The sequence below is a fragment of the Dactylosporangium sp. NBC_01737 genome, from assembly GCF_035963215.1.
GTDB lineage: Bacteria > Actinomycetota > Actinomycetes > Mycobacteriales > Micromonosporaceae > Dactylosporangium.
The window spans coordinates 475562-500848 of the sequence record NZ_CP109153.1; the positions used below are offsets into that span (position 1 = coordinate 475562).

Below are 25287 nucleotides of genomic sequence, written 5' to 3' on the forward strand. Positions count from 1 at the left end.
CGGAGCAGGGCGGGGCCGTGGCCGGACGACGCTCCGGCCGGCACCGTTGGGCGCCGGCCGGAGCTGGGTCGAGCGATGACCGGAGAGCGTCTGCCCGGCAACCGTCGTCGGGGCGTCTCCGGGTTGTTCCCCCGGGGGCGCCGTCAGGCGGTGTGGTCCAGGACGATCTTGCCGAAGACGTCGCCGGAGTGGAGTTTCTCGAAAGCGGATCGGGTCTCGGAGAAGGGGATGACCGAGTCGATGACGGGGCGTACGCCGGTCTTGGCGAGCAGTGTCATCAGGTCGGCGAGCTCGTCCGGGGTGCCCATGCTGCTGCCGAGGATCTCCAGTTGCAGCGCGAACATGCGGCGCAGGTTGACCTTCGGCAGGTGGCCGCTGGTGGCGCCGGAGACGACGATGCGGCCGCCGGGTTTGGCGCACTTCATCGAGTGTTCGAAGGTGGCCTCGCCGACGGTTTCGACGACCACGTCGACGCGTTCGGGCAGGCGGGCGCCGGAGTCGAGCGCGGTGGCGCCCAGCTCGGCGATGCGGGAACGCTTCGTGGCGTCGCGGCTCGTGGCGTACACCCGTGCGCCGAGGGCCCTGGCGAGCAGCACCGCGGCCGTGGCCACCCCTCCCCCGGCCCCTTGCACCAGCACCGCCCCGTCTGCCTCCAGGCGGCCCCTGGTGGTCAGCATCCGGTAAGCGGTCAGCCACGCCGTCGGCAGGCAGGCCGCCTCCGCGAAGGTGAGCTCGGCGGGCTTCGGCACCAGGTTGTACGCCGGGACCGTGACCCGTTCGGCGACGGTGCCCTGGTAGTGCTCGGACAGGATCGAGAAGTCGCCCTTGTCGGTGTAGACGACGGGGTACACCACGACCTCGGCACCGTCAGGGCCGACGCCTGCGGCGTCGCAGCCGAGGATCATCGGCAGCTGGTCCTCGCGGAGACCGACACCCCGCAACGACCACAGGTCGTGATGGTTGAGTGCGCTGGCGCGCACGTCCACCACGGCCCAGCCGTCCAGGGGTGTCGGCTCCGGCGCGTCGCCGACCGTGAGGCCGGCGAGCGGATCGGCATCGTTGAAGCTGGACGCGAAAGCGGCATGCATGACGGTTATCTCAACACACCGTCGCGGCGGGCCGCAGCGCCGACCGCCGCGGCGACCGCCGGCGCGACCCTCGGGTCGAGGGCGCTGGGCACGATCACACCGGTGGACAGTTCCTCTTCGGCGAGGACCTCGGCGATGGCCTTCGCGGCGGCGACCTTCATGCCGTCGGTGATGCGGGTCGCGCCCGCGTCGAGGGCGCCACGGAAGATACCGGGGAACGCGAGCACATTGTTGATCTGATTGGGGAAGTCGCTGCGGCCGGTCGCGACGACGGTGGCATACCGGGCGGCGATCTCCGGGTGCACCTCGGGCGTCGGGTTGGCCAGCGCGAAGATCGCTCCGCCGGGTGACATGCCGGCGAGTGCGACCTCACCGATGGTGCCGCCGGAGACCCCGATGAGGACGTCGGCGCCACGCAGGGCGTTGGTGATGTCGCCGGTGATGCCGCCGGCGTTGGTGAGGGCTGCGAGGGCCGCCTTTTCCGGGTTGAGGTCGGTACGCCCGCCGTGCAGGCAGCCACGGGAGTCGAGGACGACGATCTCGCCGGCGTCGGCGCCGCCGCTGATCAGCATCTTGGTGACCGCGACGCCCGCGGCGCCGGCGCCGCTGATGACGATGCGCAGGTCGCACAGCTGGCGGTTGAGGACCCGGGCGGCGTTGCGCAGCGCGGCGAGCACCACGATCGCGGTGCCGTGCTGGTCGTCGTGGAAGACCGGGATCGGCAGGGTCGCCTCCAGCCGGCGCTCGATGTCGAAGCAGCGCGGCGCGGAGATGTCCTCCAGGTTGATCCCGCCGAACGAAGGGGCGAGGGCGGTGACGATCGCGACGATCTCGTCCGGGTCCTGGGTGTCCAGGCAGATCGGCACCGCATCCACCCCGCCGAACTGCTTGAAGAGGACGGCCTTGCCCTCCATGACCGGCATCGCGGCGCGCGGGCCGATGTTGCCCAGGCCGAGGACCGCCGAACCGTCGGTGACCACGGCGACCGCACGGCCGACCCAGGTCAGCTGGTGGACCAGCGACTCGTCGGCGGCGATGGCCTCGCAGACCTGGGCCACGCCCGGGGTGTACGCGAGGGCGAGGTCTTCACGGGTGGCGAGCGGGACGCTGGACTGGACGGACATCTTGCCGCCCTGATGCAGGTCGAAGACTGGCCCTTCAAGGGCGTGATTGGTCACGGGTGCAGACACGGGGGCTCCTTTGCCACGTCTGACAATGCTGGTGTTTCCGCGGAGCGCGCGGGTGGTGAAAGCGCTCAAGATGCGATTCAGCGGGGGTGACCCGGTATCCGCATCACCTTACGCTGGGGTGCGCCGCAACCGCACCGGTTGTGGCCACCAGCGAAATGTCACACGTCCGATGACGTCGGCAGTGCCGTACGCACCCGAATCATCGGATCCGAAGGGGTTGTCGCCGGTCAGCCACCATCCGTCGGCGTCCGCTCGGGCGACCCGCTTCACCACCAGAAGTCCCGGCCGGCTGCGGAAACACCCGACGACGACGTCGCCCGCGCGTGCGGCGCTGGTACGGCGCACGAAAATCCGGTCGCCGTGGCGCAGTGTGGGCGCCATCGACGGGCCCTGAACCAGAGCCACGAACCACGGTAGCCGCATGAAATCCCCGGACTTGGATAGGAGTAGGGTCAGGAACTGAGGATCATCGCAAATCACCCTGGAGGGTTCGATGCGACTGTCGCGGCTATTCACCCCACGCACCGTGGTGAGCGCCCACTGCGACCTGCCGTGTGGTGTCTACGACCCGGCGCAGGCCCGAATTGAGGCCGAGTCCGTCAAAGCAATCGACGACAAGTATCAGGCCAGCAGCGACCCCGAGTTTCGCACCCGGGCCCTGCTGATCAAGGAGCAGCGCGCCGAGCTGGTCAAGCACCACCTGTGGGTGCTGTGGACCGACTACTTCAAGCCGCCGCACTTCGAGAAGTACCCGGAGCTGCACAACCTCTTCAACGAGGCGACGAAGCTCGCGGGCGCGTCCGGCGCCAAGGGCTCGGCCGACCCGGCCGTGGCCGAGAAGCTGCTGGCGAAGATCGACGAGATCGCGAAGATCTTCTGGGAGACCAAGCAGGCCTGACCTGCCATCTCACGGGTTCGCCCCCCACACCGCCGACGCGGGTGGGGGGCGTTTCTTTTACCGGAGGTACATAGATGAGCGTTGAAATCCGCCCGGCGGCGGACGAGGACGTCCAGGCGATCGTCGAGATGGTCTATGAACTCGCCGAGTTCGAGAAGGCCGTCGAGGAGTGCCACCTGACGCAGGAGCAGCTGCGGGTGGCGTTGTTCGATCCGTCGCCGTCGGTGTTCTGCCACGTCGCCCGCGTCGACGGGCAGACCATCGGGATGGCGCTGTGGTTCCGGACCTTCTCCACCTGGGAGGGCGTGCACGGCGTGTACCTGGAGGATCTCTACGTGCGGCCGGCGGCCCGCGGTACCGGTGCCGGCAAGGCCCTCGTCGCGGCGCTCGCGCGGATCTGCGTCGAGTCCGGCTACCCGCGACTGGAGTGGGCGGTCCTCGACTGGAACCCGGCACGGTCGTTCTACGAGGCATTCGGCGCACGGCACAAGTCGGACTGGCTGCCGTACCGGCTGTCCGGCGACGCACTGACGACGCTGGCAGCAACGGCGTGACGGAGCTTGCCACCGTGTCCGCCGCGCCCGCGCGTGCGGTGAGGTCGTAGAGTCGCGGGCAAGGGGGTTCATCGCGTGACTCAGGTCGTTTCGAAGAGGTCGGGCCCGGACGGCGACGACGTCGTCCTGCTGGCCGTGCCGGCGTCGCCCGCCTATCTGGGGGTGCTGCGCACCGCGACGGCGGGTCTGGCCGCGCGCCTGCAGTTCACCCTCGACGAGATCGAAGACCTGCGCATCGCCGTCGACGAGGCCTGCGCGATGCTGCTCGCGGTGGCCAGCGAGACACCTCAGCTCGGCGACACGGTCGAGCTCGCCTGCCGGTTCACGGTCACCGCCGACGCGTTGACGGTCGAGACGACGGTGCCACTGGGCTCACCGACGGAGCGACTGCCCGGCGGCGAGTCGTTCGCCTGGCAGGTGCTCAGCGCCCTGGCCGACGAGGTGTCCGCGACGGTCGACGGACACCAGGCCAGCATCCGCCTCACGAAACGCCGCCCGAAGTAGCGAAAACTCCGGACGGTGACCGCGTCGGCATCATCCCCCACGCGCGGGCACGCGGCAGGCACGCGGGCGCCGCGGCTCGGCGCGGGGTGCGGGCGTGCTGCGGCGGACCGTCCGACGGCTGGACGTTGGCTACAGCGTGCGCTCCTGGAGCGCTGCCGCACCGGGAGCCGGACGCGGGCACGCTCCGGCAAGACCGCAGACGGCCAGAGGTGTCCTAGATGGCCAGAGGTTGGCTGAAGCGAGCGTTTTATGAGGACGCCACGGTGCGCGCGGAGGTGCGGGCCGTGCTCCGGCGGCCGGAGGTGGCTACAGCGGGTGTTCCTTGAGGACTGCCACGCCGGGGACCGGGGTGCGGGCGTGCTGTGGCGGGACCTCGGAGGGGCGAACGTTGTCGATGTGGCCGCGGGCGATCTCCATCGCCAGGTCGATGTCCTGGTCGCGGATCGCCTCGAGCAGGGTCCGGTGATCGCGGTCGATGACGCGCCACATCGGGGGTGGGGCGTTGTGGGCGGCGGCCTTGCGGTCGGTGACGGTGTACAGCGGGCGGACGACCAGGCAGAGCAGGGTGTTGCCGGATGCGGCCGCCACCGCGAGGTGGAACGCGGCGTGGGTGGCGATGCGTTCATCGAGGCTGGCGGTGTCCGGGTCGAACATGGCTGACTCGAGTTCGCGCAGGTGGTGGGGTTCGCGGCGGGCGGCGGCCAGGCCGGCGGCGGGGACCTCGAGCATCCGGCGGACCTCGAGGAAATCGTCGCCCTTGACGGCGCCGCTGGCGAGCAGGAGGCCGATGCCGTCGGTGAGGGACTCGCTCAGGGCGCGGGCGTCGGGTTCGGCGACGAAGCTGCCGCCGTTGACGCCGCGGGTCGTGATGATCAGGTGCTGGCTGCTGAGCAGGCGGAGGGCCTCGCGGACGGTGGAGCGGCTCAGGCCGGACTGCTCGCACAGCTGCGGCTCCGTCGGCAGGCGGGCACCCGGCTGGAGCTGGCCGGACATGATCTCGACGCGGAGCCGGTCGGCGAGGACCTGATAGGCGGGTGCGACCGTCACGACAAATGAGCGTATGTCACGCCGGCCACCTGCGGGACATGCAACGCCTCGATCTCCTACATTTGATCGGAGATCAGCGCATGCCGAGCGCTATGCGGGTCGACGGATCAGCGGATGCCGAGCGCTATACGGGTGGACGGGGCGAAGAGCAGGATCGCGCCGGCGAGGCCGAGGGCGAACAGTGGCGCGCCGATCCATGGCTGGCCGTGGGTGAGCATGGTCCAGCCGATCGGCATCTGCAGCATCTGGGCGACGATCCCTGGGCCGCGGGCCCACCGGCGGCGGCGGTGCAGGGCGACGGCGACGCCGAGGAAGAGCGCGGTCATGAGTGCCAGATAGCCGGTCGAGGACAGGGCGATCGACGCGGCGGTCCACTCGGCGGTGACGTCGAGGTAGACGATCACCAACGTGAGCAGGGCGAGTCCTGTGCCTTCCAGGAACAGCAGCCGCACCGCCCATCGCAGGGTCGCCGGCGCCTGTTCGGGCGCTGCCGTGCCGCTCACCTGGCATTCCCTTCTGAAGCGCCGTATCGCGCGCACCAACCTTATCGCGCGGGAGAGCGGGTACAGTGCCGCCCATGCGAGCCCTCCTGGTCGTCAACCCGAACGCGACGACCACCACCGAACGCGGTCGGGACATCCTGGTGCGGGCGCTGCGCAGCCAGGTCGACCTGGAGGTGGCATACACGCAGCGCAAAGGCCACGGCGTGGAGCTGGCGCGCAACGCCGCCCGCGAGGGGTTCGACCTGGTCGTGACGCTCGGCGGGGACGGCACCGTCAACGAGGCGGTCAACGGCCTGATGACGTTCGACACGGGCGCGGCGGCGGGGCGGGCGCAGGAGCGGCCGGCGCTCGCGGTCGTCCCTGGTGGTTCGACGAACGTGTTCGCGCGGGCGCTCGGCCTGCCCAGCGACTGGGCCGAGGGCACGGGCGCGATCCTGGAGGCGCTGCGGGACCGGCGGGAGCGGATCGTGGGGCTCGGCCGCGCCGACGACCGGTATTTTACGTTCTGCGCCGGTATGGGGTTGGACGCGGAGGTCGTGCGCCGGGTTGATCAGGCCAGGCACAAGGGTTCGACGTCGACGCCGTGGCTGTACTTCAGGGCGATCGCGCAGCAGTACGTCACGACGAACCGCCGGGTGCCGCTCCTCACGCTCGAGCTACCGGGCGAACCGGCCAGGTCCGGGCTAACGTGGATGTTGGTGCAGAACACCGCACCGTGGACATACATCGGCGAGCGGCCGGTGGATCCGAATCCGCGAGCCTCGTTCGACACGGGGCTTGACGTGCTTGGCCTGCTGCAGATGCAGGTCGGGAGCACGGCCCGGACGATGGCCCAGCTTGCGCGGGGCAGTGATCCGAAGGGTAAGCAGGTGCTGCGGATGCACGATCTTGCCGGGTTCACGCTCACCGCTGCCAAACCGATCGCTTTCCAGGTCGACGGGGAGTACCTCGGAGAGTGCGACAAGTTGGATTTCGCGTCCGTGCCGGGGGCGTTACGCGTAGTGTGTTGAGTCACCCCGGGCGATCATCCACCGAAGGGGGAGAAAGTTGCAGAGAGTCGCGAGAGAGACACCGCGGCCGCATCCCGGAAACCCCTCCGGTCGTTGACCGAACCGTACTACATTGGTAACTGGCTGTTGCGATTCAGGGTCCCCAAACACAATAAACTCGGACAAACAGTGCGTGAGCTTGCTCACCGACTTGGATTTTCTTGGTTTGGACCCCTTGACATCGCGGTAGTTCGTGAAAGCATTCACAAGCGAAACGAACACTGAGCGTTGCCCGCAGGCGCGTTACGGATCTTCAGGCTCCGCCTAGCCGAGACGTTACGCGAGATGCATATAGGGAATCATTAACAACGATCCGCGAAAACAACAAGGAGTGTTGCCGCCATGTCGGACTGGCGCCACCATGCCCTCTGCCGCGACGAGGACCCGGAGCTGTTCTTCCCCATCGGGACTTCGGGCCCCGCGTTGCTGCAGGTCGAGCAGGCGAAGGCAGTCTGCCAGCGCTGCTCCGTGACCAGTGACTGCCTGCAATGGGCACTCGATTCCGGTCAGGACGCAGGTGTCTGGGGCGGAATGAGCGAAGACGAGCGTCGCTTGATGAAGCGTCGCGGTGGCCTCCGGGTCCGCGCTCACTCCGCATAGCCTTCCCATAACTGCACCGAAGACGAAAACCGCCCCGGCCGGTCGGCCGGGGCGTTTCGTATGCCTGAACTTCAGTCGAACAGTTCCTGGAAGAAGCTGTCGCGGTGGTGCTTCTTCCGCTTCTTGTGATGGCCGTAATGACCGTGGTGGCCGTAATGACCGTGCTGCTGCGGATAATGCGGCTGACCGTGCGCGGGCTGGCCGTATGCCGGCTGGCCGTAACCAGGCTGACCGTACGGCTGCTGGCCGTAAGCGGGCGGCGGCGGGTATGCCTGCGTGGAGCCGGGCGGCGGATAGCCCTGCGGCGCCCCAGGCGGCGGGAACCCGGGCGCACCCGGGGGAACACCGGGGACACCCGGCATACCGGGCTGCGGAGCACGCCCGCCGCGCCAGGCGTTCTCCGCGTCGACGAGCTTCTCCAGCTCACCACGGTCGAGGAAGATCCCACGGCACTCCAGGCACTGGTCCACCGTGACACCGCTGCGCTCGTACTGCCGCATCTCGCCGCGGCACTTCGGGCATGTCATCTGCATACGTCCAAGGTAGCCGCAGGCATCCACGGCGGCCGTCAGGCGGCGAGACCCACCGTCTCCGGCGAGACCCGGCCGATCCTGGCGACGACCAGACGGGCCAGGTCCAGGGCCCGGCCGAGCGGCGGCGCGGCGGGGCTCAGCGCGCCGGCCGACACCGCGGACGCGACGGCGGTGTCGTGCAACCGGCCGGGTGCCAGGAAATACGAGGAGATCGCCACCCTGGCGCAGCCCAGCGAGGCGACAGCGACCGCGCCGGTGACCGGCGACCCGGAGGCGAAGGCGGCCCGGCACGGCAGGCCGAGCTGCTGCCCGAGTGCGGCAGCGGCCAGGTCCACGGTGTGCCTGGCCAGGTCGTCGCGGGTACCGGCGGCGATCATGACCACCCCGTCGGCCTCCAGCGCGGGCATCTGCCGGCGCAGCGCGGCCAGCAGCAACGGCGGCACCACACCACCGACCGGTCCGAGCACGTCAGTCGTGTGCACCCGGAGGGAGAGGCCATTGGAACAGGCCCGGTCGATGACCGCCGGCAGGTCCACGCGGCCGTGGAAGGCAGCGGTCAGCAGCAGCGGGACCACCACCACAGAGCGATGCCCGAGCCGCTGCATGTCGAGCAGGACCGCGTCCGGCCGCGGCCCGGCATGGTCCAGATAGGACGTCCGGACGTCCAGCCCGGGGCGCTGGGCCGCGACCGCGCGAGCGAGGGCCCTGGTGGAGGCCGCCGCCCGCGGATCCGCGGACCCGTGCGCCACCAGGAGAACCGCTGTTACCGGCTCCCCCGGCTGCGCCACCCCACACCCCCGATGCTGCGCACCAAATGCCTTCACCCGGTGTGCAGGCCGCACTCGGTCTTGTCGAACATCGGCCAGCGCCCGCCGCGCGGGTCGCCGCCGGGAGGGGTCCGCCGGGTGCACGGCCAGCAGCCGACCGAGGCGTACCCCTGCCGCATGAGCGCGTTGACCGGCACGTTGTAGCGGGAGATGTACGCGTCGACGTCCGCCTGTGTCCACTGCGCGAGCGGCGACACCTTGAACTTGTCGCGGGCCTGCTCGAAGCCGACGATCGGCGTGTTGGCCCGGCTCGGCGACTCGTCGCGGCGCAGGCCGGCGGCCCAGGCGTCGTAGTCCGAGAGGGCCCGCTCCAGGGGCTCGATCTTGCGCATGAAGCAGCACTCGTCGGGGTCGCGGGCGTACAGCCGCGGCCCGTGCTCGGCGTCCTGCTCGGCGACGCTCTGCCGCGGGCGGATCGAGCGGACCGTCACCGGCAGGGTGCGCTGGACGACCTCGCGGACCCGCAGCGTCTCGGCGAAGTGCAGGCCGGTGTCGAGGAAGATGACCGGCACGCCGGGCACGACCTTCGACACGACGTGGGCGAGGACGGCGTCGGCGAACGAACTGGTCACACAGAACCGGTCGCCGAACTCGCCGGCGGCCCACTCCACGATCTTGTCGGCGGACTGGCCTTCGAGGCGTGCGGACGCCTCCTTGGCCAGCGCCATGGACTCTTCCCTCGTTCGTGCAACGGCTGTGCTCATCGCTTCGCCTCCAACATGTGTGCCGCAAGCCCCAGGAATTTCAGTGAGAAGACCCGTGCGCAACTGCGGCACTCCCATGCGCCGTGGGTCTCTTCGTGCGGTCGTAGGTCCTCGTCCCCGCAGTACGGGCAGTACAGGGGAGCCATGCGCTCGCTCATCGCAGCTCGTCCTCCGGCGCCCGCAGCACCCAGTGCGCGAAGGACTCGCCGGTCGAGCGGCCGGCCAGGTAGTGGTTGGTGACCCGCTCGACGTAGGCGGGCAGGTCGGCGGCGGTGGTCTTCAGGCCGCGCAGCTTGCGGCCGAAGCCGGCGTTCTGCCCCGCCGCCATGCCGAGGCCGCCGCCGAGGTGGATCTGGAAGCCCTCGACCATGTCGCCGGTGGCGTCGTCGCGCACGAGCATGCCCTTGAGGCCGATGTCGGCGACCTGGGTGCGGGCGCAGGCGTTGGGGCAGCCATTGAGGTGGATGGAGATGTCGGCGTCGAGCTCGGCGACCTTGGCCTCCAGGTGCTCCACCAGCTCGGCGGCGCGGGCCTTGGTCTCCACGATCGCCAGCTTGCAGAACTCGATGCCCGTGCAGGCCATCGTGCCGCGCCGCCAGTTGGACGGGCGGGCCTCCAGGCCGACGGCCTGCAGCCCCCGCACGACGGCCTCGGTGTCGGCCTCGGCGATGTCGAGCACGATGAGTTTCTGGTACGGGGTGAGCCGCACCCGGTCGCTGCCGTGCCGCTCGGCGAGGTCGGCGACCTTCGCCAGCTGAGTGCCGGAGCTGCGGCCCGCGAGGGGTGCCGCGCCGACGAAGTACTTGCCGTCCCACTGCTTGTGCACGCCGATGTGGTCGATCGGCTTCTCCGGCAGGTCCGGTGACGGGCCGTCGATGAGGGCGCGCTTGAGGTACTCGGTCTCAAGGATCTCGCGGAACTTCGCCACGCCCCAGTCGGCGACGAGGAACTTCAGCCGGGCGCGGGTGCGCAGCCGGCGGTAGCCGTAGTCGCGGAAGATCTGGATGACGCCGTGCCAGACGTCGACGACCTCGTGCAGCGGCACCCAGACGCCGAGCCGCTGGGCGAGCATCGGGTTGGTCGACAGGCCGCCGCCGACCCAGAGGTCGAAGCCGGGGCCGTGGTCGGGGTGGATGACACCGACGAAGGAGACGTCGTTCGCCTCGTACGGGGTGTCCGGCAGCCACGAGATCGACGTCTTGAACTTGCGTGGCAGGTTGGACAGGGACGGGTCGCCGATGAACCGCTGGGTGATCTCGGTGATCGCCTCGGTCGGGTCGAGCACCTCGCTCTCGGCGACGCCGGCGATCGGGCTGCCGAGCACGACCCGCGGGGTGTCGCCGCAGGCCTCGGTGGTGGACAGCCCGACGGCCTCGAGCTCCTGCCAGATCTGCGGGACGTCCTCGACGCGGATCCAGTGCAGCTGGATGTTCTGCCGGTCGGTGATGTCGGCGGTGTCCCGGCCGAACCGGGTGGAGATCGACGCGATGGTGCGCAGCTGCGCCAGGCTCAGCTGGCCGCCGTCGCTGCGGATGCGCAGCATGAAGTACTTGTCGTCGAGCTCCTCGGGTTCGAGGATCGCGGTGCGGCCGCCGTCGATGCCCGGCTTGCGCTGCGTGTACAGGCCGAACCAGCGGAACCGGCCGCGCAGGTCGGCGGGGTCGATCGAGTCGAAGCCGCGGTGCGCGTAGATCGATTCGATGCGGGCCCGGACGTTGAGCGGGTTGTCGTCCTTCTTGCTGCGCTCGTTGGGGTTGAGCGGCTCGCGGTGTCCGAGCGCCCACTGCCCCTCGCCACGAGGGCGCCCGCCGGCACCGGCCCGTGCGCCGCGGGACGCGGGGCGGGGAGCGGGTGCGGCGTTGCCTGCCGGGACGGTGTTCACCGTCATGTCGGCGTCCTCTCAAGGTTGAGAGCACGCGAGCCTGCGCCGGCCTATCGCGGAAGATGCGCGATGGATGACGTCGATGTCATGAAGAATCCGGCGCGAAGTCGCGCGCCCGGGAAAAGAATTAGCGGGCGGCGATCAGCAAGCCGGACACATGGCGCTGCGCACGCGACCGTAGTCAACGTGTCGGCGGCTGACGAGCCGCAGAGAAGCAGCGTGCATAGGGTGCAGTCTTCCACGTCGACCGGTCCTTACGCCACGTCGGCGTGAGGGTTGTCTCAAACCCGCGTCACCCAGACGTAACATAAACACGACTCAGCCGATAGGAAAAACAGACCCGAAAGGGCCTGGTGGCGACCGGGAAGCCGCGCCGGTCCCACACTGCGGTAGGTTTCAGCGTTTCGCCAGCGGGACGACCATCACGGCCTCGGTGCCGCCCTCGGCCCGGGTCCGCAGCTCGATCGTGCCGCGCAGCTCCCCCGTGGCGAGGGTCCGCACGATCTGCAGCCCGAGCCGCTCACTGCTGTCCAGGTCGAACCCGTCGGGCAGGCCCCGGCCGTTGTCGGCGACGGTCACGTGCAGCTGCTTGCGGAAGCGGTGCACGGAGACGACGACCTCGGGAGAGGCGGAGGACGGCGGCTCGAACGCGTGCTCGACCGCGTTCTGCAGCAGCTCGTTGAGGACCATGACCAGCGGCGTGGCGATCTCGGCGGGCAGCACCCCGAAGTCGCCCTCGCGGCGCAGCGCCACCGTGAAGTCCGAGGCGCCGACCTCGACGGCGGCGGCGGCGACCCGGTCCACGATGCCGTCGAACTCGACCGCCTCGTCCGCGGTGTCCGACGCCGACATCGACAGCGTCTCGTGGACCAGCGCGATCGAGGCGACGCGGCGTACCGACTCCTCCAGCGCGTGGCGGGCGGCCGGGACGCCGACCCGTCGGGCCTGCAGCCGCAGCAGCGCGGCGACGGTCTGCAGGTTGTTCTTGACCCGGTGGTGGATCTCGCGGATCGTCGCGTCCTTCGTCATCAGCTGCCGGTCCCGGCGGCGGACCTCGGTGATGTCGCGGACCAGGACCAGCGCGCCGATCGGTACCCCCGCCGGCATCAGCGGCAGCGCCCGCATGAGCACCGTCGCGCCGCGGGCCTCCAGCTCCTTGCGGGCGGGCGCGTCGCCGCGCAGCGCGGAGTGGACCCGGTCGGTGGCGTCCTTGCCCTCCAGGGGGTCATCGACGAGCCGGCCGGTGATCTCGGCGAGGCTCTCCCCCACCAGGTGCGCGGCCAGCCCGAGCCGCCGGTACGCCGACTGCGCGTTCGGGCTGGCGTAGGTGACCTTGCCGGACGCGTCGAGCCGGACCAGGCCGTCGCCGATGCGGGGGGCGCTGGTGGTCTCCCCCGGGTGCCGCGGCGGCGGGAACGTGCCGTCGGCGATCATCTGCGCCAGGTCGTCGGCGGTGGTCAGGTAGTTGAGCTCCAGCTGCGCCGGGGTCCGGGCGGTGCTGAGGTTGGTGTCGCGGCCGACGACGGCGATGACCTGGGCCTCACCCCGGCGGCGGACCGGGATCGCCTCGTGGCGGGCAGGCATGTCGCCGTACCAGACGGGGTCGCCCTCCCGCCAGATCCGCCCCTGCGACCGCACGATGGTCAGGTGCGCCACCTCGGGCCCGCCGGAGACCCGCCCGACCTGGTCGTCCTGGTAGGCGGTCGGCGCGGTGGTGGGCCGCACCTGCGCGACGCACAGGAACTCGCCGCGGTCCGCGATCGGCACCCACATGAGCAGGTCGGCGAAGGACAGGTCGGACACGATCTGCCAGTCGCCGGCGAGGCGGTGCAGGTGCTCGATGTCCTCGGGGGCGAGGGAGGTGTGCTCCTCGACGAGGTCACGCAGGGTCGACACCGGTACAGACTAAGGTGAACCGGTGCGCCGCCTGCTGCTTCCCCTTGCACTCGTGCTGTCCCTCGGCGGTTGTGGCTGGGTCTCGCGTGCCGATGAGACCGGCAAGCCCGACGGGTTCCTGCTGCACGGGTATGCGAGCGTGGCGGGCGCGGCGGCGGGGATCCCGGGCACGCCGTGCCTGGCGCCGGCGTCCGCCCCGGACATCGTCGCCGGGGCGACGGTGAAGGTGGCCGACACCGAGGGCAAGGTCATCGCCGTGACATCGCTGGCGTCGGGGGTACTGGCGAGCGCGCCCGACGGGTACCGCTGCAACTTCGCGTTCGAGCTGCTGAACCTGTCCGGGAGCCGGCCCGCCTACCAGATCCTGGTCGCGGACCGCCCCCCGGTGTCGTTCGAGTCGCGGGCGCTGCGCGAAGGCCGGCCCGCGGTCGTCGACGTCGCCGTTACAGCGTCGCCGTCACCTTCTTGAGCCCGCGCGGCGCGTCGGGGTTCTCGCCGCGGTGCAGGGCGAGGGACAGCGCGAGCCGCTGCAGCGGCAGGATGTCCAGCAGCGGCGCATACCGCTCGTCGACGTCGGGGGTCTGCACCCAGCCGGTGGCGCCGTCGACCGCGGACGGGCCGAAGACGACCACGTCGGCGCGGCGCTCGCCGAGGCGGCCGACGACGTCGCGCATCGAGGCGCCGGCGGGGCCGCCGCCGACGACGGCCAGGACCGGCACGTCGGGGTCGGCCATCGCCAGGGGGCCGTGCAGCAGGTCCGCGCCGGAGAACGCGAGCCCGGCCACGTAGGAGGTCTCCATGAGCTTGAGCGCGGTCTCGCGGGCGGTCGGGTACGCGTAGCCGCGGCCCGTGGTGACGATCCGGTCCGCGAACCGGTAGCGGGCGGCGAGGTCGGCGGCGCTGCCGTCGGCGAGGACGGCGGCCGCGTGATCGGGCAGCTTGCGCAGCTCGGCGAGCTCCTCGGCGGGCAGCGTGCCGCCGCCCCGGATGCTCTCCACGAGCATGAGCAGCGCGAGCAGCTCCGCGGTGTAGGTCTTGGTGGCCGCGACCGCGATCTCGTGCCCGGCGACGACGTCGACGTGCAGCTCGGCGACCTCGGCGAGGGGCGACCCGGCGTTGTTGGTCACGGCGAGGGTGTGCGCGCCCTGCTCACCGGCGACCCGCAGCACCTCGCGCAGGTCGGGTGAGCCGCCGCTCTGGCTGACCCCGACGACGAGCGTGTCGCGCAGGTCGGGGCGGGCCCCGTACAGCGTCATCGCCGACGGCGACGCGAGGCCGACGGGGATGCCGAGGCGGATCTCGGTGAGGTACGCCGCGTACAGCGCGGCGTGGTCGGAGGTGCCACGCGCCGTGAAGATCACGTTGCGCGGCTGCCATTGAGCGATCTGTGCGGCGACGGCGGCGATCCTGTCGGCCTGCTCGTCGACGAGCCTCGCGAACACCGCCGGCTGCTCGGCGATGTCCGCCTGCATTCCGGCACCGGGCTGCTCCGTCACGGCTGTCTCCCTTGCATCGTCTGGTGCGCGTTACTGCTCAAATCTTCGCAGCTTCGCGCACCAGACGCCAGTTTTCGGGGTAAATTCGCGCATCCGGTGCGCGAAACTACCCTTCCTGCGCAACGAGCGTGCTTTCCGGCTGCTCCTTCGGCGTCTCGGGGGCGCCGCGCAGCGCCACCTCGCGGATGAAGATCGCGAGGACCGGCACCAGGACGGTCGCGGCGATCGCCCACAGGAATACGCTCGAGGTGGCGCCGGCGATCGAGTCGACGACCGCGGTGCGCACCTGCGCCGGCAGCTGGCCGAGCGTCGCGGGGCCGATCGTGGCGCCGCCGCCTCCCCCGCCGGACAGCTGCTCCGCCGCCTGCTCGCCGACCTTGCCCGCGAGCAGGTCGTGCAGCCGGTGGTTGAAGATCGCACCGAACGCCGACACGCCGAACGCGCCACCGATCGAGCGGGCGAACGTCGCCGTGCTGCTGGCCACCCCGAGGTCCTTGAGCTCGACGCTGTTCTGCGCGATGAGCATCGAGGTCTGCATCAGGAAGCCCATACCCAGGCCGAGGACGGCCATGTAGATCCCGGACTCCAGCTTCGAGGTGTCGGAGTCCAGCCGCGACAGCAGCACCATCGCGACCACCATGACGAGCCCGCCGATGATCGGGAACGCCCGGTACCGGCCGGTCTTGGTGATCAGACGCCCGGCGACCAGGGACGTGATCAGCAGGCCGCCCATCATCGGCAGCAGCAGCAGGCCGGAGTTGGTCGCCGAGGCGCCCTGGACGATCTGCTGGTAGAGCGGCAGGAACGTGATCGCGCCGAACATCGCGAACCCGACCAGGAAGCCGACGCCGGAGATCAGGCTGAAGTTGCGGTTGCGGAAGATGGCCAGCGGCAGGATCGGCTCCGGGTGCCGGCGTTCGACCAGGGCGAACGCCGTGAGCGCGACCACGGCGAGGACGGCGAGGCCGAGGATCTGCGCGGAGCCCCAGGCGTACTGGGTGCCGCCCCAGGTGGTGATCAGCACCAGGCCGGTCACGCCGACGGACAGCAGCGCGGCGCCGAGCCAGTCGATGCGGTGCTCGGTGCGCCGCTTGGGCAGGTCGAGCTTCAACGCGAGCAGCGCGAGGGCCGCGCCGCCGAGCGGCAGGTTGACGAAGAACGCCCAGCGCCAGTCGGCGTGATCGGTGATGAAGCCGCCGACGAGCGGGCCGCCGACCATGGCGACAGCCATGACCGCGGCCATCTGGCCCTGGTACTTGCCGCGCTCCCGGGGCGGCACGAGGTCGCCGAGGACGGCCATCGCGCCGACCATCAGGCCACCGGCGCCGAGGCCCTGGAAGGCGCGGAAGCCGATCAGCTGCACCATGTCCTGCGCGAAGCCGCACAGCACCGAGCCGAGCAGGAACATCACGATCGAGGTCAGGAAGACCGTCTTGCGCCCGTAGAGGTCGCCGAGCTTGCCCCAGATCGGCGTCGAGACGGTGGCGCCGAGAACGTAGGCCGTGACGACCCAGGACAGGTGGTCGACGCCGCCGAGGTCACCGACGATGCGGGGCATCGCGGTGCCGACGATGACGTTGTCGAGCATGGCCAGGAGCATCGCCATGAGCAGCCCCGGCAGTACGACGCGAATGCGCTTGTCGGACATCGTGGCACACCTTACTTGTCGGCCGGCTAGTGAACTTACTAGCCGCACGGTAAGCTGACTACTAGCCGCTCGTCAAGTAGGTTCACGTAGGATGGTCCCGATGGAGCAGAACCAGACCGCCGCCCGCGTGGTGCGGGGGCGCAACCGCATCCGCACCGGTGCCACCGACGCGGAGCCCGACGACGTGCGCGCGCACATCCAGCGGGTCGCCCTGGAGCTGTTCATCGAGGAGGGCTACGACAAGACGTCGTTGCGGGAGATCGCGGAGAAGCTCGGCGTCACCAAGGCCGCGCTCTACTACCACTTCCCGACCAAGGACGACATCGTCAACAGCCTCATCGAGCACCGCATCGCCGCGGTCGACGCGCTGATGGCGTGGGCCGAGGCGCAGCCGCGCACCGAGCAGACCCGCATCGAGTTCGTGCGGCGCTATTCGGTGCTGCACGACGTCGAGAAGCACGAGCACGTGATCCGCTTCTTCGAACGCAACCAGACCCTCATCAACACGATGGCCGCCGGCAAGCTCATGCGCGGGCAGATGGAGCGGGTCTTCGAGTTCCTGATGGACCCCGAGGAGTCCACGGTGCAGCAGCTGCGCCGCGCGATGGCGATCTTCACCATCCACGCGGGCTGGTTCGTGTTCCGCGGCCGTGACCTCACCGCGCAGGACCGCCGCGACGCGACCCTGGAGGTCGCCGAGGACCTGATGCGCCTGGCGGCGCGGGGGGTTCGCCCCACCGAGGACGAGTAGCGGCGGCGGCAGCCGCCGGGCCTCAGGTGGCGGTGCTGGGCAGCTTCAGGCGCAGGCCGAGCAGCCGGACACCCGGCACCGGGGTCCAGTCCAGCGCCGGCTCGCGCACGAAGCCGAAGGTGTCGTAGAGCGCGAACGCGGCGGCGTTGCGGTCCCGGGTGGAGATCACGAGCGACCCGCAGCCCAGGGCGGCGGCCCGCTCGACGCAGGCGCGCACCAGGGCCCGCGCCACCCCGCGCCGCTGCGCGGCCGGGTCGACGGCGAGCATCCGGAACTCCGCCTCGCCCGGCTTGGACAGCTCCGCGTAGCGCGAGCCGGGCAGCACGAACGCGACCGCGCCCAGCAGCGCCGCGCCGTCGGTCGCGACCAGGATCTCGCTGTGCCCGGCGCGGGTCGCCACGTCGGCGAGCACGTCGCCGTAGCCGTGCTCCTCCTCGAGCTGGCCGTCGGCGCGATACGCCTCGACGGTCAGCCGCGCCACCTCCGCGTAGTCGTCCGGCGCCGCACGCCGGACCGTCACCGCTGCTGACGTCACCCGATCACGGCGATCAGATCGCCCTCCTGCACCACGTCGCCCTCATTGACGGCGATCTGGCTGACCGTGCCCTCGGACTCGGCGATGACGGGGATCTCCATCTTCATCGACTCGAGGATCACCAGGGTGTCACCCTCGCTGACCTCGGCACCGACCTCGGTGGTGATCTTCCATACGTTGGCCACCATCTCGGCACGGATCTCGTCGGACATCCCGGTCTCCTTTGACGTCGGATGCGTACGTCGGATTGCGTTGGGAGCATATCGGTGGGAAACCCGGTCGCGCGCGGCCATGCGGCGAACGCATCATTGCCGCGTGGAATCGACCGTCACCGTGACCCCGGCGACCCTCCCCGGCGTGCTGCTGCACGTCGCGGTGGTGCGTCCCGTGTTCGTGTGGGGTCAGCCCGGCATCGGCAAGAGCTCCCTGGTCAAGCAGTTCGCGGCGGCGCTCGGCCTGGACTGCGTCACCCTCATCGGCACCCAGCTCGCCCCCGAGGACCTCATCGGCGTGCCCGAGCTGCGCGACGGCCGTAGCCGCTTCGCGCCGCCGGAGTCGATCGCCCGCGACGAGCCCTACTGCCTGTTCCTCGACGAGCTCAACTCGGCCTCGCCCGAGGTGCAGAAGGCGTTCTACTCGCTCATCCTCGACCGGCGCATCGGCGCCTACGAGCTGCCCGCCGGCTCGATCGTGATCGGCGCCGGCAACCGGGCCTCCGACAACGCCCTCGCCCGGCCGATGGCCTCGGCGCTGCTCAACCGGCTCATCCACGTGCACCTGCGGGCCAGCGCCGACGACTGGCTGCTGTGGGCCATGGGCGCGGGCCTGCACGCCCTCGTCACCGGATACCTCACGGCCCGCCCGGACCACCTGTGGTCGAAGCCGCCGAAGACCGAGGAGCCGTTCTCGACCCCGCGGTCCTGGCACATGCTGTCCGACGCGCTGCACTCCTTCGGCAGCGATCTTGAGAAGGACGCCGGCGAGGACATCCTGCGGGTCCTCACGGCGGGCACGCTGACGCCCGCGCACGCGTCGGCGTTCTGCGCCTACGTCAAGACCGTCCGGCACCGCTATGGCCTGGACGCCATCGTCCGCGGCGACGCGCCGTGGCCCCGCGACCCGACGGACCGTGACCTGCTGTACTTCTTCGCCGAGGCGTTCCGCGCCCGGCTGGTCAAGGACCTGCCGGCCAGCCGCGAGCACGCCTCGCCGTCGGTGCGCCGCTTCGCGGTGCGGGCGAAGGGGCTGCTCGTCGAGCTCGCCGAGATCTCCCTGGAGTGCGCGCAGCTGGTCATCGCCACCGACGAGGACGGCATGCCGGCGCTGCCGGCGTGGTTCCTGGTCGAGGTGACCCGCGACCTGCCGCGCCTCGTCGCCGCCCGGGCCTGAGCCGATGGCCTCCGCCGCGAAGAAGAAGGTCGACCCGCGGCTCGAACGCGCCCAGCACGCCTGGGCCGCGGTCGCGGGCAACCCGATGTTCCGCGCCCTCGCCGACGACCCGACCGGTGCCGACCCGCGCGAGCTGCGGTGGCGGTGGGCGGAGGACACGCCGCTGATCCGGGCCCGCGGCCACGCCCGGGTCCACGCCGACGGCACCGTCGTGGCCAACAAGCACTCGCCGCTCGAGCTGGACGAGTGGCTGTGGGTGTTCGCGCACTGCGCCCTGCACCTCGGGTTCGGCCACCTCGACGACCCCGCCGAGCGCGTCGACGCCGAGCTCTCGGTGGCGCGGTGCGTGGTCGTCGCCCGCTTCCAGGCGGAGCTGCGGCTCGGGCGGGCGCCGGTACACCTGCCGGCACTGCCCACGGCACCCGAGGAGCAGCTCGCCGAACGGTGGCGGGTCTCAGGCATCCCCGACGGGATGGCCGGCTGTTCGGCCGGTGGGACCGGCGGCGACACCGACCTCACCCCGGGCGCGCCCGTCCACCCGCACCGGGCCCGCTGGATGCCGCCCACCCGGCCCGGCGTGACGGCGATGACCTGGCCGGACCGGTTCGCCCTCGGCCTCGGCCAGGCCGCGGCCGCCGCCGTCGACGAGGCCGGGACGCTGCGGCAGGTCGACCGGGGCACCGGCCGCAAGACCGACGAGGCGTGGGAGACCGCGCGCCGCTGGTTCGTGTCGTCCTACCCGCTGCTGGCCGGCCTGGCCGCCGGGTTCACCATCATCGGCGACGTCACCGTGTCCCGCGACATGTCGATCAGCATTGCCGCCGTCGACCCCGCCGCGGCCGAGATCTACGTCAACCCGTTCGCCCCGCTCACCCCCGACGAGCGGCGCTTCGTCATCGCCCACGAGATGCTGCACGCCGCCCTGCGCCACGGCGACCGCGTCGCGCACCGCGACCCGTACCTGTGGAACATCGCCACCGACTACGTCATCAACGGCTGGCTCGTCGAGATGGCCGTCGGCGACCTGCCCGAAGGGGTCCTCTACGACCCGCAGTTCCAGGGCGCCGGCGCCGAGGAGGTGTACGACCGGATCGCCACCGACCTGCGCCGGTTGCGGCGGCTCGGCACCCTGCGCGGACGCGGCCTCGGCGACATCCTCTGCGACGCCCGCCACCCGCACCGCGGCACCGAGCTCGACGAGTACTACCGCCGTGCCCTCGCCACCGGTCTCGCCTTCCACGAGTCGAACGGCCGCGGCTGGCTGCCCGCCGGCCTGGTCCAGGAGATCCGTGCGCTGGACCACCCGCCGCTGCCGTGGGACGCGCAGCTGGCCCGCTGGTTCGAGGAGCACGTGCGCGGCCCGGCGCCCCGCCGCTCCTACGCGCGCCCGTCCCGGCGGCAGAGCTCCACCCCCGGCATCCCCCGGCCCGGGTGGCTCTGGCCGGAGGAGGAGGTCGAGCGGGCCACGTTCGGCGTCGTGCTGGACACCTCCGGGTCGATGGACCGGTCCCTGCTCGGCAAGGCCCTCGGCGCGATCGCCTCCTACGCCACCGCCCGGGACGTCCCCGCCGCCCGGGTCGTGTTCTGCGACGCGGCCGCGTATGACGCCGGCTACCTAGGGGTCGCCGACATCGCCGGGCGGGTGCGGATCAAGGGTCGCGGCGGGACGATCCTCCAGCCGGGCGTGCGCCTGCTGGAGCGCGCCACGGACTTCCCCGCCGACGCCCCGATCCTGGTCATCACCGACGGCTACTGCGACCACGTCCGGGTCCGCCGCGAGCACGCGTTCCTGGTCCCGGACGCCGCCCGGCTGCCCTTCACCCCCCGCGGCCCCGTCTTCCGTCTCCGCTGACCCGACCCCACTTCGATCCCCGGCTCCGGACCGGGTGCCCGCTCAGGCGCTCCGCCTCTGCCCCCGGACCCTCGCGTTTGATCATGACGGGCCGACCGAAGCCGCCCGGGCGACCAGCCCGCGACATCGATCATGCCGGCGGCGACCCGCACCGGCATCACCGCTGCAACCACGCTTTTCGGCACGAAACAGGCACGCTCGCGACCAGCGGATGACCTTGCGACCTTGATTGGACGGCGGGCGCCGGGCGGCAGGCACGCGCACGGCAGCGTTCCTGCCGACGGCCGCGGTTCGGTGCCGACAGACGATCTGGCGACCGTGATCAAAGGACAGCACTGGCCACCCCGGCGACCACGGCCGTCCTTCGATCAAGCGGGCGAGAGAGGATCGCCGTCTGGAGCGTGGTACTCCCGGGTCCAGTCCTCGATGGTCACGACCTCCCCGCGATCCGGAGACGCCACCCCGTCAGAACCACCGATTGACACAACCCCGCACAGGTCGGCGCCGCCCGGGCGACCAACCCGCGACTTCGATCACGCCGGCGTGGCGCGCGACCACCCCGAACGGCGACCCACACACCGGCATCACCCCTGCAATCGCACCTTTCGGCACGAAGCAGACACGCCCGCGACCAGCGGGTGACCTTGCGACCTTGATTGGACGGCGGGCGTCGGGCGGCAGGCACGCGCACGGCAGCGTTCCTGCCATTGGCCGCGGTTCGGTGCCGACAGACGATCTTGCGACCGTGATCAAAGGACAGCACTGGCCGCCCCAGCGACCACGGCCGTCCTTCGATCAAGCAGCGGGGTGAAGATCGCCGTCTGGAGCGTGGCACTCCCGGTCCAGTCATCGACGGTCACGACTTCGATCATGCCGGCGTGGCGCGCCACCAACCGGACGGCGACCGCGGGAGTCGTCGACCCCGCCAGGCGGCTACTGTGCTGCCGCCGCAGCGACGGGTGGCTGCGGTGGCAGCACACCCGGCGCGGCTGCTGGCGGTCAGTCGGTGCGCAGCTCGCGGGCCTCGGCGTTGACGACCAGCTCGGAGAGCTTCAGCCGGAGGCGGTCCTTGAGCTCGGCGGGCGCCAGCTCGGAGCCGCAGCAGCGGGCGACGAGCGCCTTGACCTCCTGCTCGATGCCGAACTCGCGCAGGCAGGGCGAGCACTCGTCGAGGTGGTCGCGGATGAGGGACCGGCGGTCGTCGGCGCACTCCAGGTCGAGGTAGAGATACACCTCGGCGAGGACGTCACCGCAGTCGGTCTCGTGCGGGTCTCCACAGCTCATCGATCTCAGACCTCGCTCGGCTCAGCGGACGGGGTGCGGGTGAATCCCCGGTCGGCAGCATAAGTCTCGAGCGAGCGGCGCAGGTTGCGCCGGCCACGGTGCAGGCGGGACATCACGGTGCCGATGGGCGTGTTCATGATGTCGGCGATCTCCTTGTAGGAGAAGCCCTCGACGTCGGCGAGGTAGACGGCGAGCCGGAACTCCTCCGGCAGCGACTGCAGCGCCTCCTTGACGTCGGAGTCGGGCAGCCGGTCCAGGGCCTCGGTCTCGGCGGAGCGCAGGCCGCTGGACGTGTGCGACTCGGCCTCGGCGAGCTGCCAGTCGGTGATCTCCTCGGTCGGCGCCTGGACGGGCTGGCGCTGCCGTCGACGATAGGAGTTGATGTAGGTGTTGGTGAGGATGCGGTACAGCCAGGCCTTGAGGTTGGTGCCCGTCTCGAACTGGTGGAACGCCGCATACGCCTTGAGGAACGTCTCCTGGACGAGGTCCTCCGCGTCGGCGGGGTTGCGCGTCATGCGCAGGGCCGCCGCATACAGCTGATCGATGAAGGGCAACGCGTCGTGCTCGAACCGGATGCGCTGCTGCACCGCGCTCTCGCTGCTGACCACTCGTGCGACTCCAACCCTCGACCGTCCTGACGAGGATACGCCGAGTTGCTGAGCGACTTCTGAGTTTGTGGCGCCCGTCAACCGCTCGCGGGTGATCGGCTGCCAGGAAGGATCCGGCTCCGCGTCCGTCACCGCAGGCCACGACGGGCTGAACAGCAACTCGCGAATGCGCTGATCCTCGCGCTCAAGAATGGCCACGAGAAAGACTCCCCTGCACAGGCGGCGCCTCGGCAGCGTCGCACGGTCGGTGTAACACCCGGGGCGCTGCGGCCATTCCTACCCGCCTGCCCCGGCGGCCGGCCTTTTTGGATTGGGACCGGTCGGCCGCCGGGAACAGGAAGGGCCTGGGAGGTTGCGGAACGACATCGGTCCGCGGTGTGGAGAGTGTGTCCGGTTTGCACCGGTCACAGGCTGTTCAACGAGCGATTCCCGGGGTGGTGACGAACGCCACGGCGATCTGTGCGAGCAGTTGCGGCGCCTTCGACAGGGCGTGGGTCTCCCCGGCGAGCACCTCGACGTGGACCGTCGGCAGCGGCTCGGGCACGCCGAAGGGATCCCGGTCGCCGTTGAGCACCAGTGTCGGCACGCCGGTGCGCAGTTCATCCGCCCGGGTGACCTCCGGGCGGCCGGGCGGGTGCAGCGGGAACGCGAGCGCCAGGATCCGGTCGGCGCCGGCCTCGGCCGCGGTGCGGCACGCGACCCTGGCGCCGCTGGAGCGGCCGCCGACGACGAGCGAGTCGACCGCCACTCTGCGGCGCAACTCGGCGACGACGGCGAGCCAGGCGGCGTCGAGCTGCCTGGCGGGCGCCGGCGGGCGGCGGGCACCGGCGACCCGGTAGGGCTGGGTCACCATCGCCACCCCGGCACCAGCGGCGAGCACGGCGGCACGGACCGCCGCCAGGTCCACGGCGTCGACGTCTCCGCCGGCGCCGTGGCCCAGGACGAGCAGTGTCCCCGTGTATCCGGCGGGCACGTCGAGGGAGTATTGCGCGACCCCGTGCGGGGTCTCGCACTCCTGCCCCCTGAGTGACCGCTTCGCTCGCGACCGGCTCGGTCTGCCGGTCAGCCGGCCACTCCCACCGGATCCTTCCGGTCGGTGCGGCCCACGCGCTGGATCGGCAGCAGCGGCAGGCACACCACTGGGCCCATCCGATGCTCCGGGACCGGCGCCGGGCCGGTCAGGCTGGGATTGGGCACGTCGCTGCGCCATGCGACGAGCATCGCACGCCGCTCACGCGGCGTGGTCGCTCCCCACACCCCGTGGCAGTCGCCGACCTCCAGCGCCCAGGCGAGACAAGCGCCCTGGACGTCGCAGGTCCGGCACAACGCGACGGCAGCGTCGGCGGGTTCACTCGGGGCCGGAAAGAACGTCTCCGGATCAACGGTTTGGCACGCGCCGCGTGTCCGCCAGGCATCATCGCCCTGTTGCTCGCGAACAGCGCGCAACAGACGCGGATCGCGCTTGGCGGCAGCGACCTCATGCGGGCGTGGCATCCTCGCCCGGGTCATACACCCACCTCCCCCGTGGGTCAAACGAACACTAGGCAGGAAAACGTCGGGATGCCCCCATCCGACATTGACCTACCGGCGCTGTGTTCTATCGCACAAACACCTGCAAATACAAGAGTTTTCACGCCGATCGTCAAATTCTGCCGGGGATGAATTGGACGTAGGGCCTAAAAGAGGGTCAGATCGATCGGTTCCACATCGCCCGGCCGCAGCGCCGCCGCGGGCACCCGGTCGAGCAAATCACGGCCGTCGTTGCGCACGTCACCCACCCGCGCGCCGACGGGGCGCAGCTCCAGCCGCGCAACGTGCTCGGACGGCGTCGGCGCGAGGAGCCGCTCATCGACGGGGGCCTCCAGCCACTCCTCCCACCGCGACCGCGGCAGCACCAGGGGCATGCGGTCGTGAATGAGCGCCAGATCGTCGACGGCGGGCGCGGTGATGATGCTGCACGTGAGCACCCGGCCGTCACCTTTCCCCCAGACCGTCCAGATTCCGGCGAACACGCACGGCTCCTCGTCACCGAGCGTCATGAAATAGGCCTGCTTCGCCTTGCCCTCGCCGCGGACCCATTCGAACCAGCCGTCGGCCGGGACGAGACAGCGCCGCTTGGCGAAGGACTGGGCGAACGCCTTGGAGTCCGCGACCGTCTCCGACCGGGCGTTGATCATCCGGGCGCCGGCCTTCAGGTCGGGTGCCCACGGTGGCACGAGGCCCCAGCGCGCGGAGCTCAGCACCCGGACGCCGGCGGACTGGGAGACGCGCACCACGGGCACCTGGTCCGTCGGCGCGACGTTGTAGTCCGGCTCGAGCCCGTCCGTCTCGTCCGCCGCCTCGAACAGCGCGCTCAGGTCAACGTTGCTGCGGGATGTCGCATACCGACCACACATGCCCATTACGGTACCGAGACCGGCTGTGACTCCGCGAACGGCGCATTGTCAAC

28 protein-coding genes are annotated in these 25287 nt (G+C 70.8%); 9 read left to right on the forward strand and 19 right to left on the reverse strand.

Annotation, left to right across the window (positions count from 1 at the left end; all coding sequences use genetic code 11):
- Positions 1-143: 143 nt before the first annotated feature.
- The 3 genes from OHA72_RS02165 to OHA72_RS02175 all read right to left on the reverse strand — a co-directional run bounded on the left by OHA72_RS02165 (position 144) and on the right by OHA72_RS02175 (position 2701).
- Entirely contained in the window at positions 144-1097 is a 954-nt protein-coding gene (locus OHA72_RS02165; RefSeq protein WP_327011415.1) for a zinc-binding dehydrogenase, read from the reverse strand.
- Complete coding sequence (locus OHA72_RS02170; protein ID WP_327011416.1) at positions 1094-2212, reverse strand: NAD(P)-dependent malic enzyme; 1119 nt, start codon at positions 2210-2212, stop codon at positions 1094-1096. Before OHA72_RS02170 ends, OHA72_RS02165 begins: the two co-directional genes overlap by 4 nt.
- A gap of 174 nt (positions 2213-2386) precedes the next feature.
- Positions 2387-2701: a S24/S26 family peptidase gene (locus OHA72_RS02175; protein ID WP_327011417.1), complete on the reverse strand. Its 315-nt coding sequence runs from the start codon at positions 2699-2701 to the stop codon at positions 2387-2389.
- A gap of 70 nt (positions 2702-2771) precedes the next feature.
- On the opposite strand from OHA72_RS02175, the gene sodN reads away from it, so the two are divergent.
- The 3 genes from sodN to OHA72_RS02190 all read left to right on the forward strand — a co-directional run bounded on the left by sodN (position 2772) and on the right by OHA72_RS02190 (position 4234).
- Positions 2772-3176 (forward strand): superoxide dismutase, Ni, encoded by a 405-nt coding sequence (gene sodN, locus OHA72_RS02180; protein WP_327006191.1) that lies wholly within the window; start codon positions 2772-2774, stop codon positions 3174-3176.
- 74 nt (positions 3177-3250) lie between these two features.
- Complete coding sequence (locus OHA72_RS02185) at positions 3251-3730, forward strand: GNAT family N-acetyltransferase (RefSeq protein ID WP_327006192.1); 480 nt, start codon at positions 3251-3253, stop codon at positions 3728-3730.
- 75 nt (positions 3731-3805) lie between these two features.
- Positions 3806-4234 carry an ATP-binding protein gene (locus tag OHA72_RS02190; protein ID WP_327006193.1) on the forward strand — a complete coding sequence of 143 codons (429 nt, stop codon included), beginning with the start codon at positions 3806-3808 and terminating at the stop codon, positions 4232-4234.
- A 306-nt stretch (positions 4235-4540) separates the two neighbouring features.
- Here the strand turns inward: OHA72_RS02190 and OHA72_RS02195 are convergent, their stop codons facing one another.
- Both OHA72_RS02195 and OHA72_RS02200 read right to left on the reverse strand, forming a co-directional pair.
- Positions 4541-5281 (reverse strand): FadR/GntR family transcriptional regulator, encoded by a 741-nt coding sequence (locus tag OHA72_RS02195; RefSeq protein ID WP_327006194.1) that lies wholly within the window; start codon positions 5279-5281, stop codon positions 4541-4543.
- Between the two features lie 107 nt (positions 5282-5388).
- The gene (locus OHA72_RS02200; RefSeq protein ID WP_327006195.1) at positions 5389-5784 is read right to left on the reverse strand and encodes a hypothetical protein; all 396 of its coding nucleotides are present in this window, start codon (positions 5782-5784) and stop codon (positions 5389-5391) included.
- A 74-nt stretch (positions 5785-5858) separates the two neighbouring features.
- Between OHA72_RS02200 and OHA72_RS02205 the strand changes: the two genes are divergently transcribed.
- Together OHA72_RS02205 and OHA72_RS02210 are read left to right on the forward strand one after the other, a co-directional pair.
- The gene (locus OHA72_RS02205; protein WP_327006196.1) at positions 5859-6794 is read left to right on the forward strand and encodes a diacylglycerol/lipid kinase family protein; all 936 of its coding nucleotides are present in this window, start codon (positions 5859-5861) and stop codon (positions 6792-6794) included.
- Between the two features lie 381 nt (positions 6795-7175).
- Complete coding sequence (locus tag OHA72_RS02210; RefSeq protein WP_033358446.1) at positions 7176-7433, forward strand: WhiB family transcriptional regulator; 258 nt, start codon at positions 7176-7178, stop codon at positions 7431-7433.
- Positions 7434-7504: 71 nt separating this feature from the next.
- Here OHA72_RS02210 and OHA72_RS02215 read toward each other — a convergent pair whose 3' ends face one another.
- The 5 genes from OHA72_RS02215 to OHA72_RS02235 form a co-directional block, all read right to left on the reverse strand.
- The gene (locus OHA72_RS02215; RefSeq protein ID WP_327006197.1) at positions 7505-7966 is read right to left on the reverse strand and encodes a TFIIB-type zinc ribbon-containing protein; all 462 of its coding nucleotides are present in this window, start codon (positions 7964-7966) and stop codon (positions 7505-7507) included.
- 35 nt (positions 7967-8001) lie between these two features.
- Entirely contained in the window at positions 8002-8715 is a 714-nt protein-coding gene (locus tag OHA72_RS02220) for a sirohydrochlorin chelatase (protein WP_327006198.1), read from the reverse strand.
- A 71-nt stretch (positions 8716-8786) separates the two neighbouring features.
- On the reverse strand, positions 8787-9497 hold the full coding sequence (locus tag OHA72_RS02225) for a phosphoadenylyl-sulfate reductase (RefSeq protein WP_327006199.1): 711 nt from the start codon (positions 9495-9497) through the stop codon (positions 8787-8789).
- 154 nt (positions 9498-9651) lie between these two features.
- Positions 9652-11385: a nitrite/sulfite reductase gene (locus OHA72_RS02230; RefSeq protein WP_327006200.1), complete on the reverse strand. Its 1734-nt coding sequence runs from the start codon at positions 11383-11385 to the stop codon at positions 9652-9654.
- A gap of 390 nt (positions 11386-11775) precedes the next feature.
- Positions 11776-13275, reverse strand: a complete 1500-nt coding sequence (locus OHA72_RS02235) for a sensor histidine kinase (RefSeq protein WP_327006201.1) — start codon at positions 13273-13275, stop codon at positions 11776-11778.
- A gap of 22 nt (positions 13276-13297) precedes the next feature.
- Here OHA72_RS02235 and OHA72_RS02240 point away from each other — a divergent pair, with 22 nt between their 5' ends.
- Positions 13298-13744 carry a hypothetical protein gene (locus OHA72_RS02240; protein ID WP_327006202.1) on the forward strand — a complete coding sequence of 149 codons (447 nt, stop codon included), beginning with the start codon at positions 13298-13300 and terminating at the stop codon, positions 13742-13744.
- Here the strand turns inward: OHA72_RS02240 and OHA72_RS02245 are convergent.
- Positions 13719-14747 carry an SIS domain-containing protein gene (locus OHA72_RS02245; RefSeq protein WP_327011418.1) on the reverse strand — a complete coding sequence of 343 codons (1029 nt, stop codon included), beginning with the start codon at positions 14745-14747 and terminating at the stop codon, positions 13719-13721. The genes OHA72_RS02240 and OHA72_RS02245 overlap by 26 nt on opposite strands.
- Positions 14748-14877: 130 nt before the next feature.
- Entirely contained in the window at positions 14878-16419 is a 1542-nt protein-coding gene (locus OHA72_RS02250; RefSeq protein ID WP_327006203.1) for an MDR family MFS transporter, read from the reverse strand.
- Between the two features lie 100 nt (positions 16420-16519).
- Here OHA72_RS02250 and OHA72_RS02255 point away from each other — a divergent pair, with 100 nt between their 5' ends.
- Positions 16520-17170: a TetR/AcrR family transcriptional regulator gene (locus tag OHA72_RS02255; protein ID WP_327006204.1), complete on the forward strand. Its 651-nt coding sequence runs from the start codon at positions 16520-16522 to the stop codon at positions 17168-17170.
- 22 nt (positions 17171-17192) lie between these two features.
- Here the strand turns inward: OHA72_RS02255 and OHA72_RS02260 are convergent, their stop codons facing one another.
- Together OHA72_RS02260 and OHA72_RS02265 are read right to left on the reverse strand one after the other, a co-directional pair.
- Positions 17193-17690 (reverse strand): GNAT family N-acetyltransferase, encoded by a 498-nt coding sequence (locus OHA72_RS02260; protein ID WP_327006205.1) that lies wholly within the window; start codon positions 17688-17690, stop codon positions 17193-17195.
- A gap of 11 nt (positions 17691-17701) precedes the next feature.
- The gene (locus OHA72_RS02265; RefSeq protein WP_327006206.1) at positions 17702-17917 is read right to left on the reverse strand and encodes a biotin/lipoyl-binding carrier protein; all 216 of its coding nucleotides are present in this window, start codon (positions 17915-17917) and stop codon (positions 17702-17704) included.
- A gap of 121 nt (positions 17918-18038) precedes the next feature.
- On the opposite strand from OHA72_RS02265, the gene OHA72_RS02270 reads away from it, so the two are divergent.
- Positions 18039-19094 carry an AAA family ATPase gene (locus OHA72_RS02270; RefSeq protein WP_327011419.1) on the forward strand — a complete coding sequence of 352 codons (1056 nt, stop codon included), beginning with the start codon at positions 18039-18041 and terminating at the stop codon, positions 19092-19094.
- A 4-nt stretch (positions 19095-19098) separates the two neighbouring features.
- On the forward strand, positions 19099-20946 hold the full coding sequence (locus OHA72_RS02275) for a vWA domain-containing protein (RefSeq protein WP_327006207.1): 1848 nt from the start codon (positions 19099-19101) through the stop codon (positions 20944-20946).
- Between the two features lie 999 nt (positions 20947-21945).
- Here the strand turns inward: OHA72_RS02275 and rsrA are convergent.
- The 5 genes from rsrA to OHA72_RS02300 form a co-directional block, all read right to left on the reverse strand.
- Complete coding sequence (rsrA, locus tag OHA72_RS02280) at positions 21946-22230, reverse strand: mycothiol system anti-sigma-R factor (protein WP_327006208.1); 285 nt, start codon at positions 22228-22230, stop codon at positions 21946-21948.
- Positions 22231-22235: 5 nt separating this feature from the next.
- Positions 22236-22838: a sigma-70 family RNA polymerase sigma factor gene (locus OHA72_RS02285; protein WP_033358435.1), complete on the reverse strand. Its 603-nt coding sequence runs from the start codon at positions 22836-22838 to the stop codon at positions 22236-22238.
- A gap of 415 nt (positions 22839-23253) precedes the next feature.
- Positions 23254-23904, reverse strand: a complete 651-nt coding sequence (locus OHA72_RS02290; protein ID WP_442788693.1) for an alpha/beta hydrolase family protein — start codon at positions 23902-23904, stop codon at positions 23254-23256.
- Complete coding sequence (locus OHA72_RS02295) at positions 23901-24347, reverse strand: WhiB family transcriptional regulator (protein WP_327006210.1); 447 nt, start codon at positions 24345-24347, stop codon at positions 23901-23903. Before OHA72_RS02295 ends, OHA72_RS02290 begins: the two co-directional genes overlap by 4 nt.
- A 167-nt stretch (positions 24348-24514) precedes the next feature.
- A complete protein-coding gene (locus OHA72_RS02300) occupies positions 24515-25234 on the reverse strand; it encodes an SOS response-associated peptidase (protein ID WP_327006211.1) in 720 nt (239 codons plus the stop codon).
- Between the last annotated feature and the right edge of the window lie 53 nt (positions 25235-25287).

What these genes read in the sequence shown, in the direction of transcription:
- OHA72_RS02170 (WP_327011416.1), bottom strand. Translation starts at nt 2,212, where the DNA reads ATGTCCGTCCAGTCCAGCGTCCCGCTCGCCACCCGTGAAGACCTCGCC.
- OHA72_RS02175 (WP_327011417.1), bottom strand. Translation starts at nt 2,701, where the DNA reads ATGCGGCTACCGTGGTTCGTGGCTCTGGTTCAGGGCCCGTCGATGGCG.
- sodN (WP_327006191.1), top strand. Translation starts at nt 2,772, where the DNA reads ATGCGACTGTCGCGGCTATTCACCCCACGCACCGTGGTGAGCGCCCAC.
- OHA72_RS02185 (WP_327006192.1), top strand. Translation starts at nt 3,251, where the DNA reads ATGAGCGTTGAAATCCGCCCGGCGGCGGACGAGGACGTCCAGGCGATC.
- OHA72_RS02205 (WP_327006196.1), top strand. Translation starts at nt 5,859, where the DNA reads ATGCGAGCCCTCCTGGTCGTCAACCCGAACGCGACGACCACCACCGAA.
- OHA72_RS02210 (WP_033358446.1), top strand. Translation starts at nt 7,176, where the DNA reads ATGTCGGACTGGCGCCACCATGCCCTCTGCCGCGACGAGGACCCGGAG.
- OHA72_RS02215 (WP_327006197.1), bottom strand. Translation starts at nt 7,966, where the DNA reads ATGCAGATGACATGCCCGAAGTGCCGCGGCGAGATGCGGCAGTACGAG.
- OHA72_RS02225 (WP_327006199.1), bottom strand. Translation starts at nt 9,497, where the DNA reads ATGAGCACAGCCGTTGCACGAACGAGGGAAGAGTCCATGGCGCTGGCC.
- OHA72_RS02230 (WP_327006200.1), bottom strand. Translation starts at nt 11,385, where the DNA reads ATGACGGTGAACACCGTCCCGGCAGGCAACGCCGCACCCGCTCCCCGC.
- OHA72_RS02245 (WP_327011418.1), bottom strand. Translation starts at nt 14,747, where the DNA reads ATGCAGGCGGACATCGCCGAGCAGCCGGCGGTGTTCGCGAGGCTCGTC.
- OHA72_RS02250 (WP_327006203.1), bottom strand. Translation starts at nt 16,419, where the DNA reads ATGTCCGACAAGCGCATTCGCGTCGTACTGCCGGGGCTGCTCATGGCG.
- OHA72_RS02255 (WP_327006204.1), top strand. Translation starts at nt 16,520, where the DNA reads ATGGAGCAGAACCAGACCGCCGCCCGCGTGGTGCGGGGGCGCAACCGC.
- OHA72_RS02265 (WP_327006206.1), bottom strand. Translation starts at nt 17,917, where the DNA reads ATGTCCGACGAGATCCGTGCCGAGATGGTGGCCAACGTATGGAAGATC.
- OHA72_RS02275 (WP_327006207.1), top strand. Translation starts at nt 19,099, where the DNA reads ATGGCCTCCGCCGCGAAGAAGAAGGTCGACCCGCGGCTCGAACGCGCC.
- rsrA (WP_327006208.1), bottom strand. Translation starts at nt 22,230, where the DNA reads ATGAGCTGTGGAGACCCGCACGAGACCGACTGCGGTGACGTCCTCGCC.
- OHA72_RS02295 (WP_327006210.1), bottom strand. Translation starts at nt 24,347, where the DNA reads ATGACCCGGGCGAGGATGCCACGCCCGCATGAGGTCGCTGCCGCCAAG.
- OHA72_RS02300 (WP_327006211.1), bottom strand. Translation starts at nt 25,234, where the DNA reads ATGTGTGGTCGGTATGCGACATCCCGCAGCAACGTTGACCTGAGCGCG.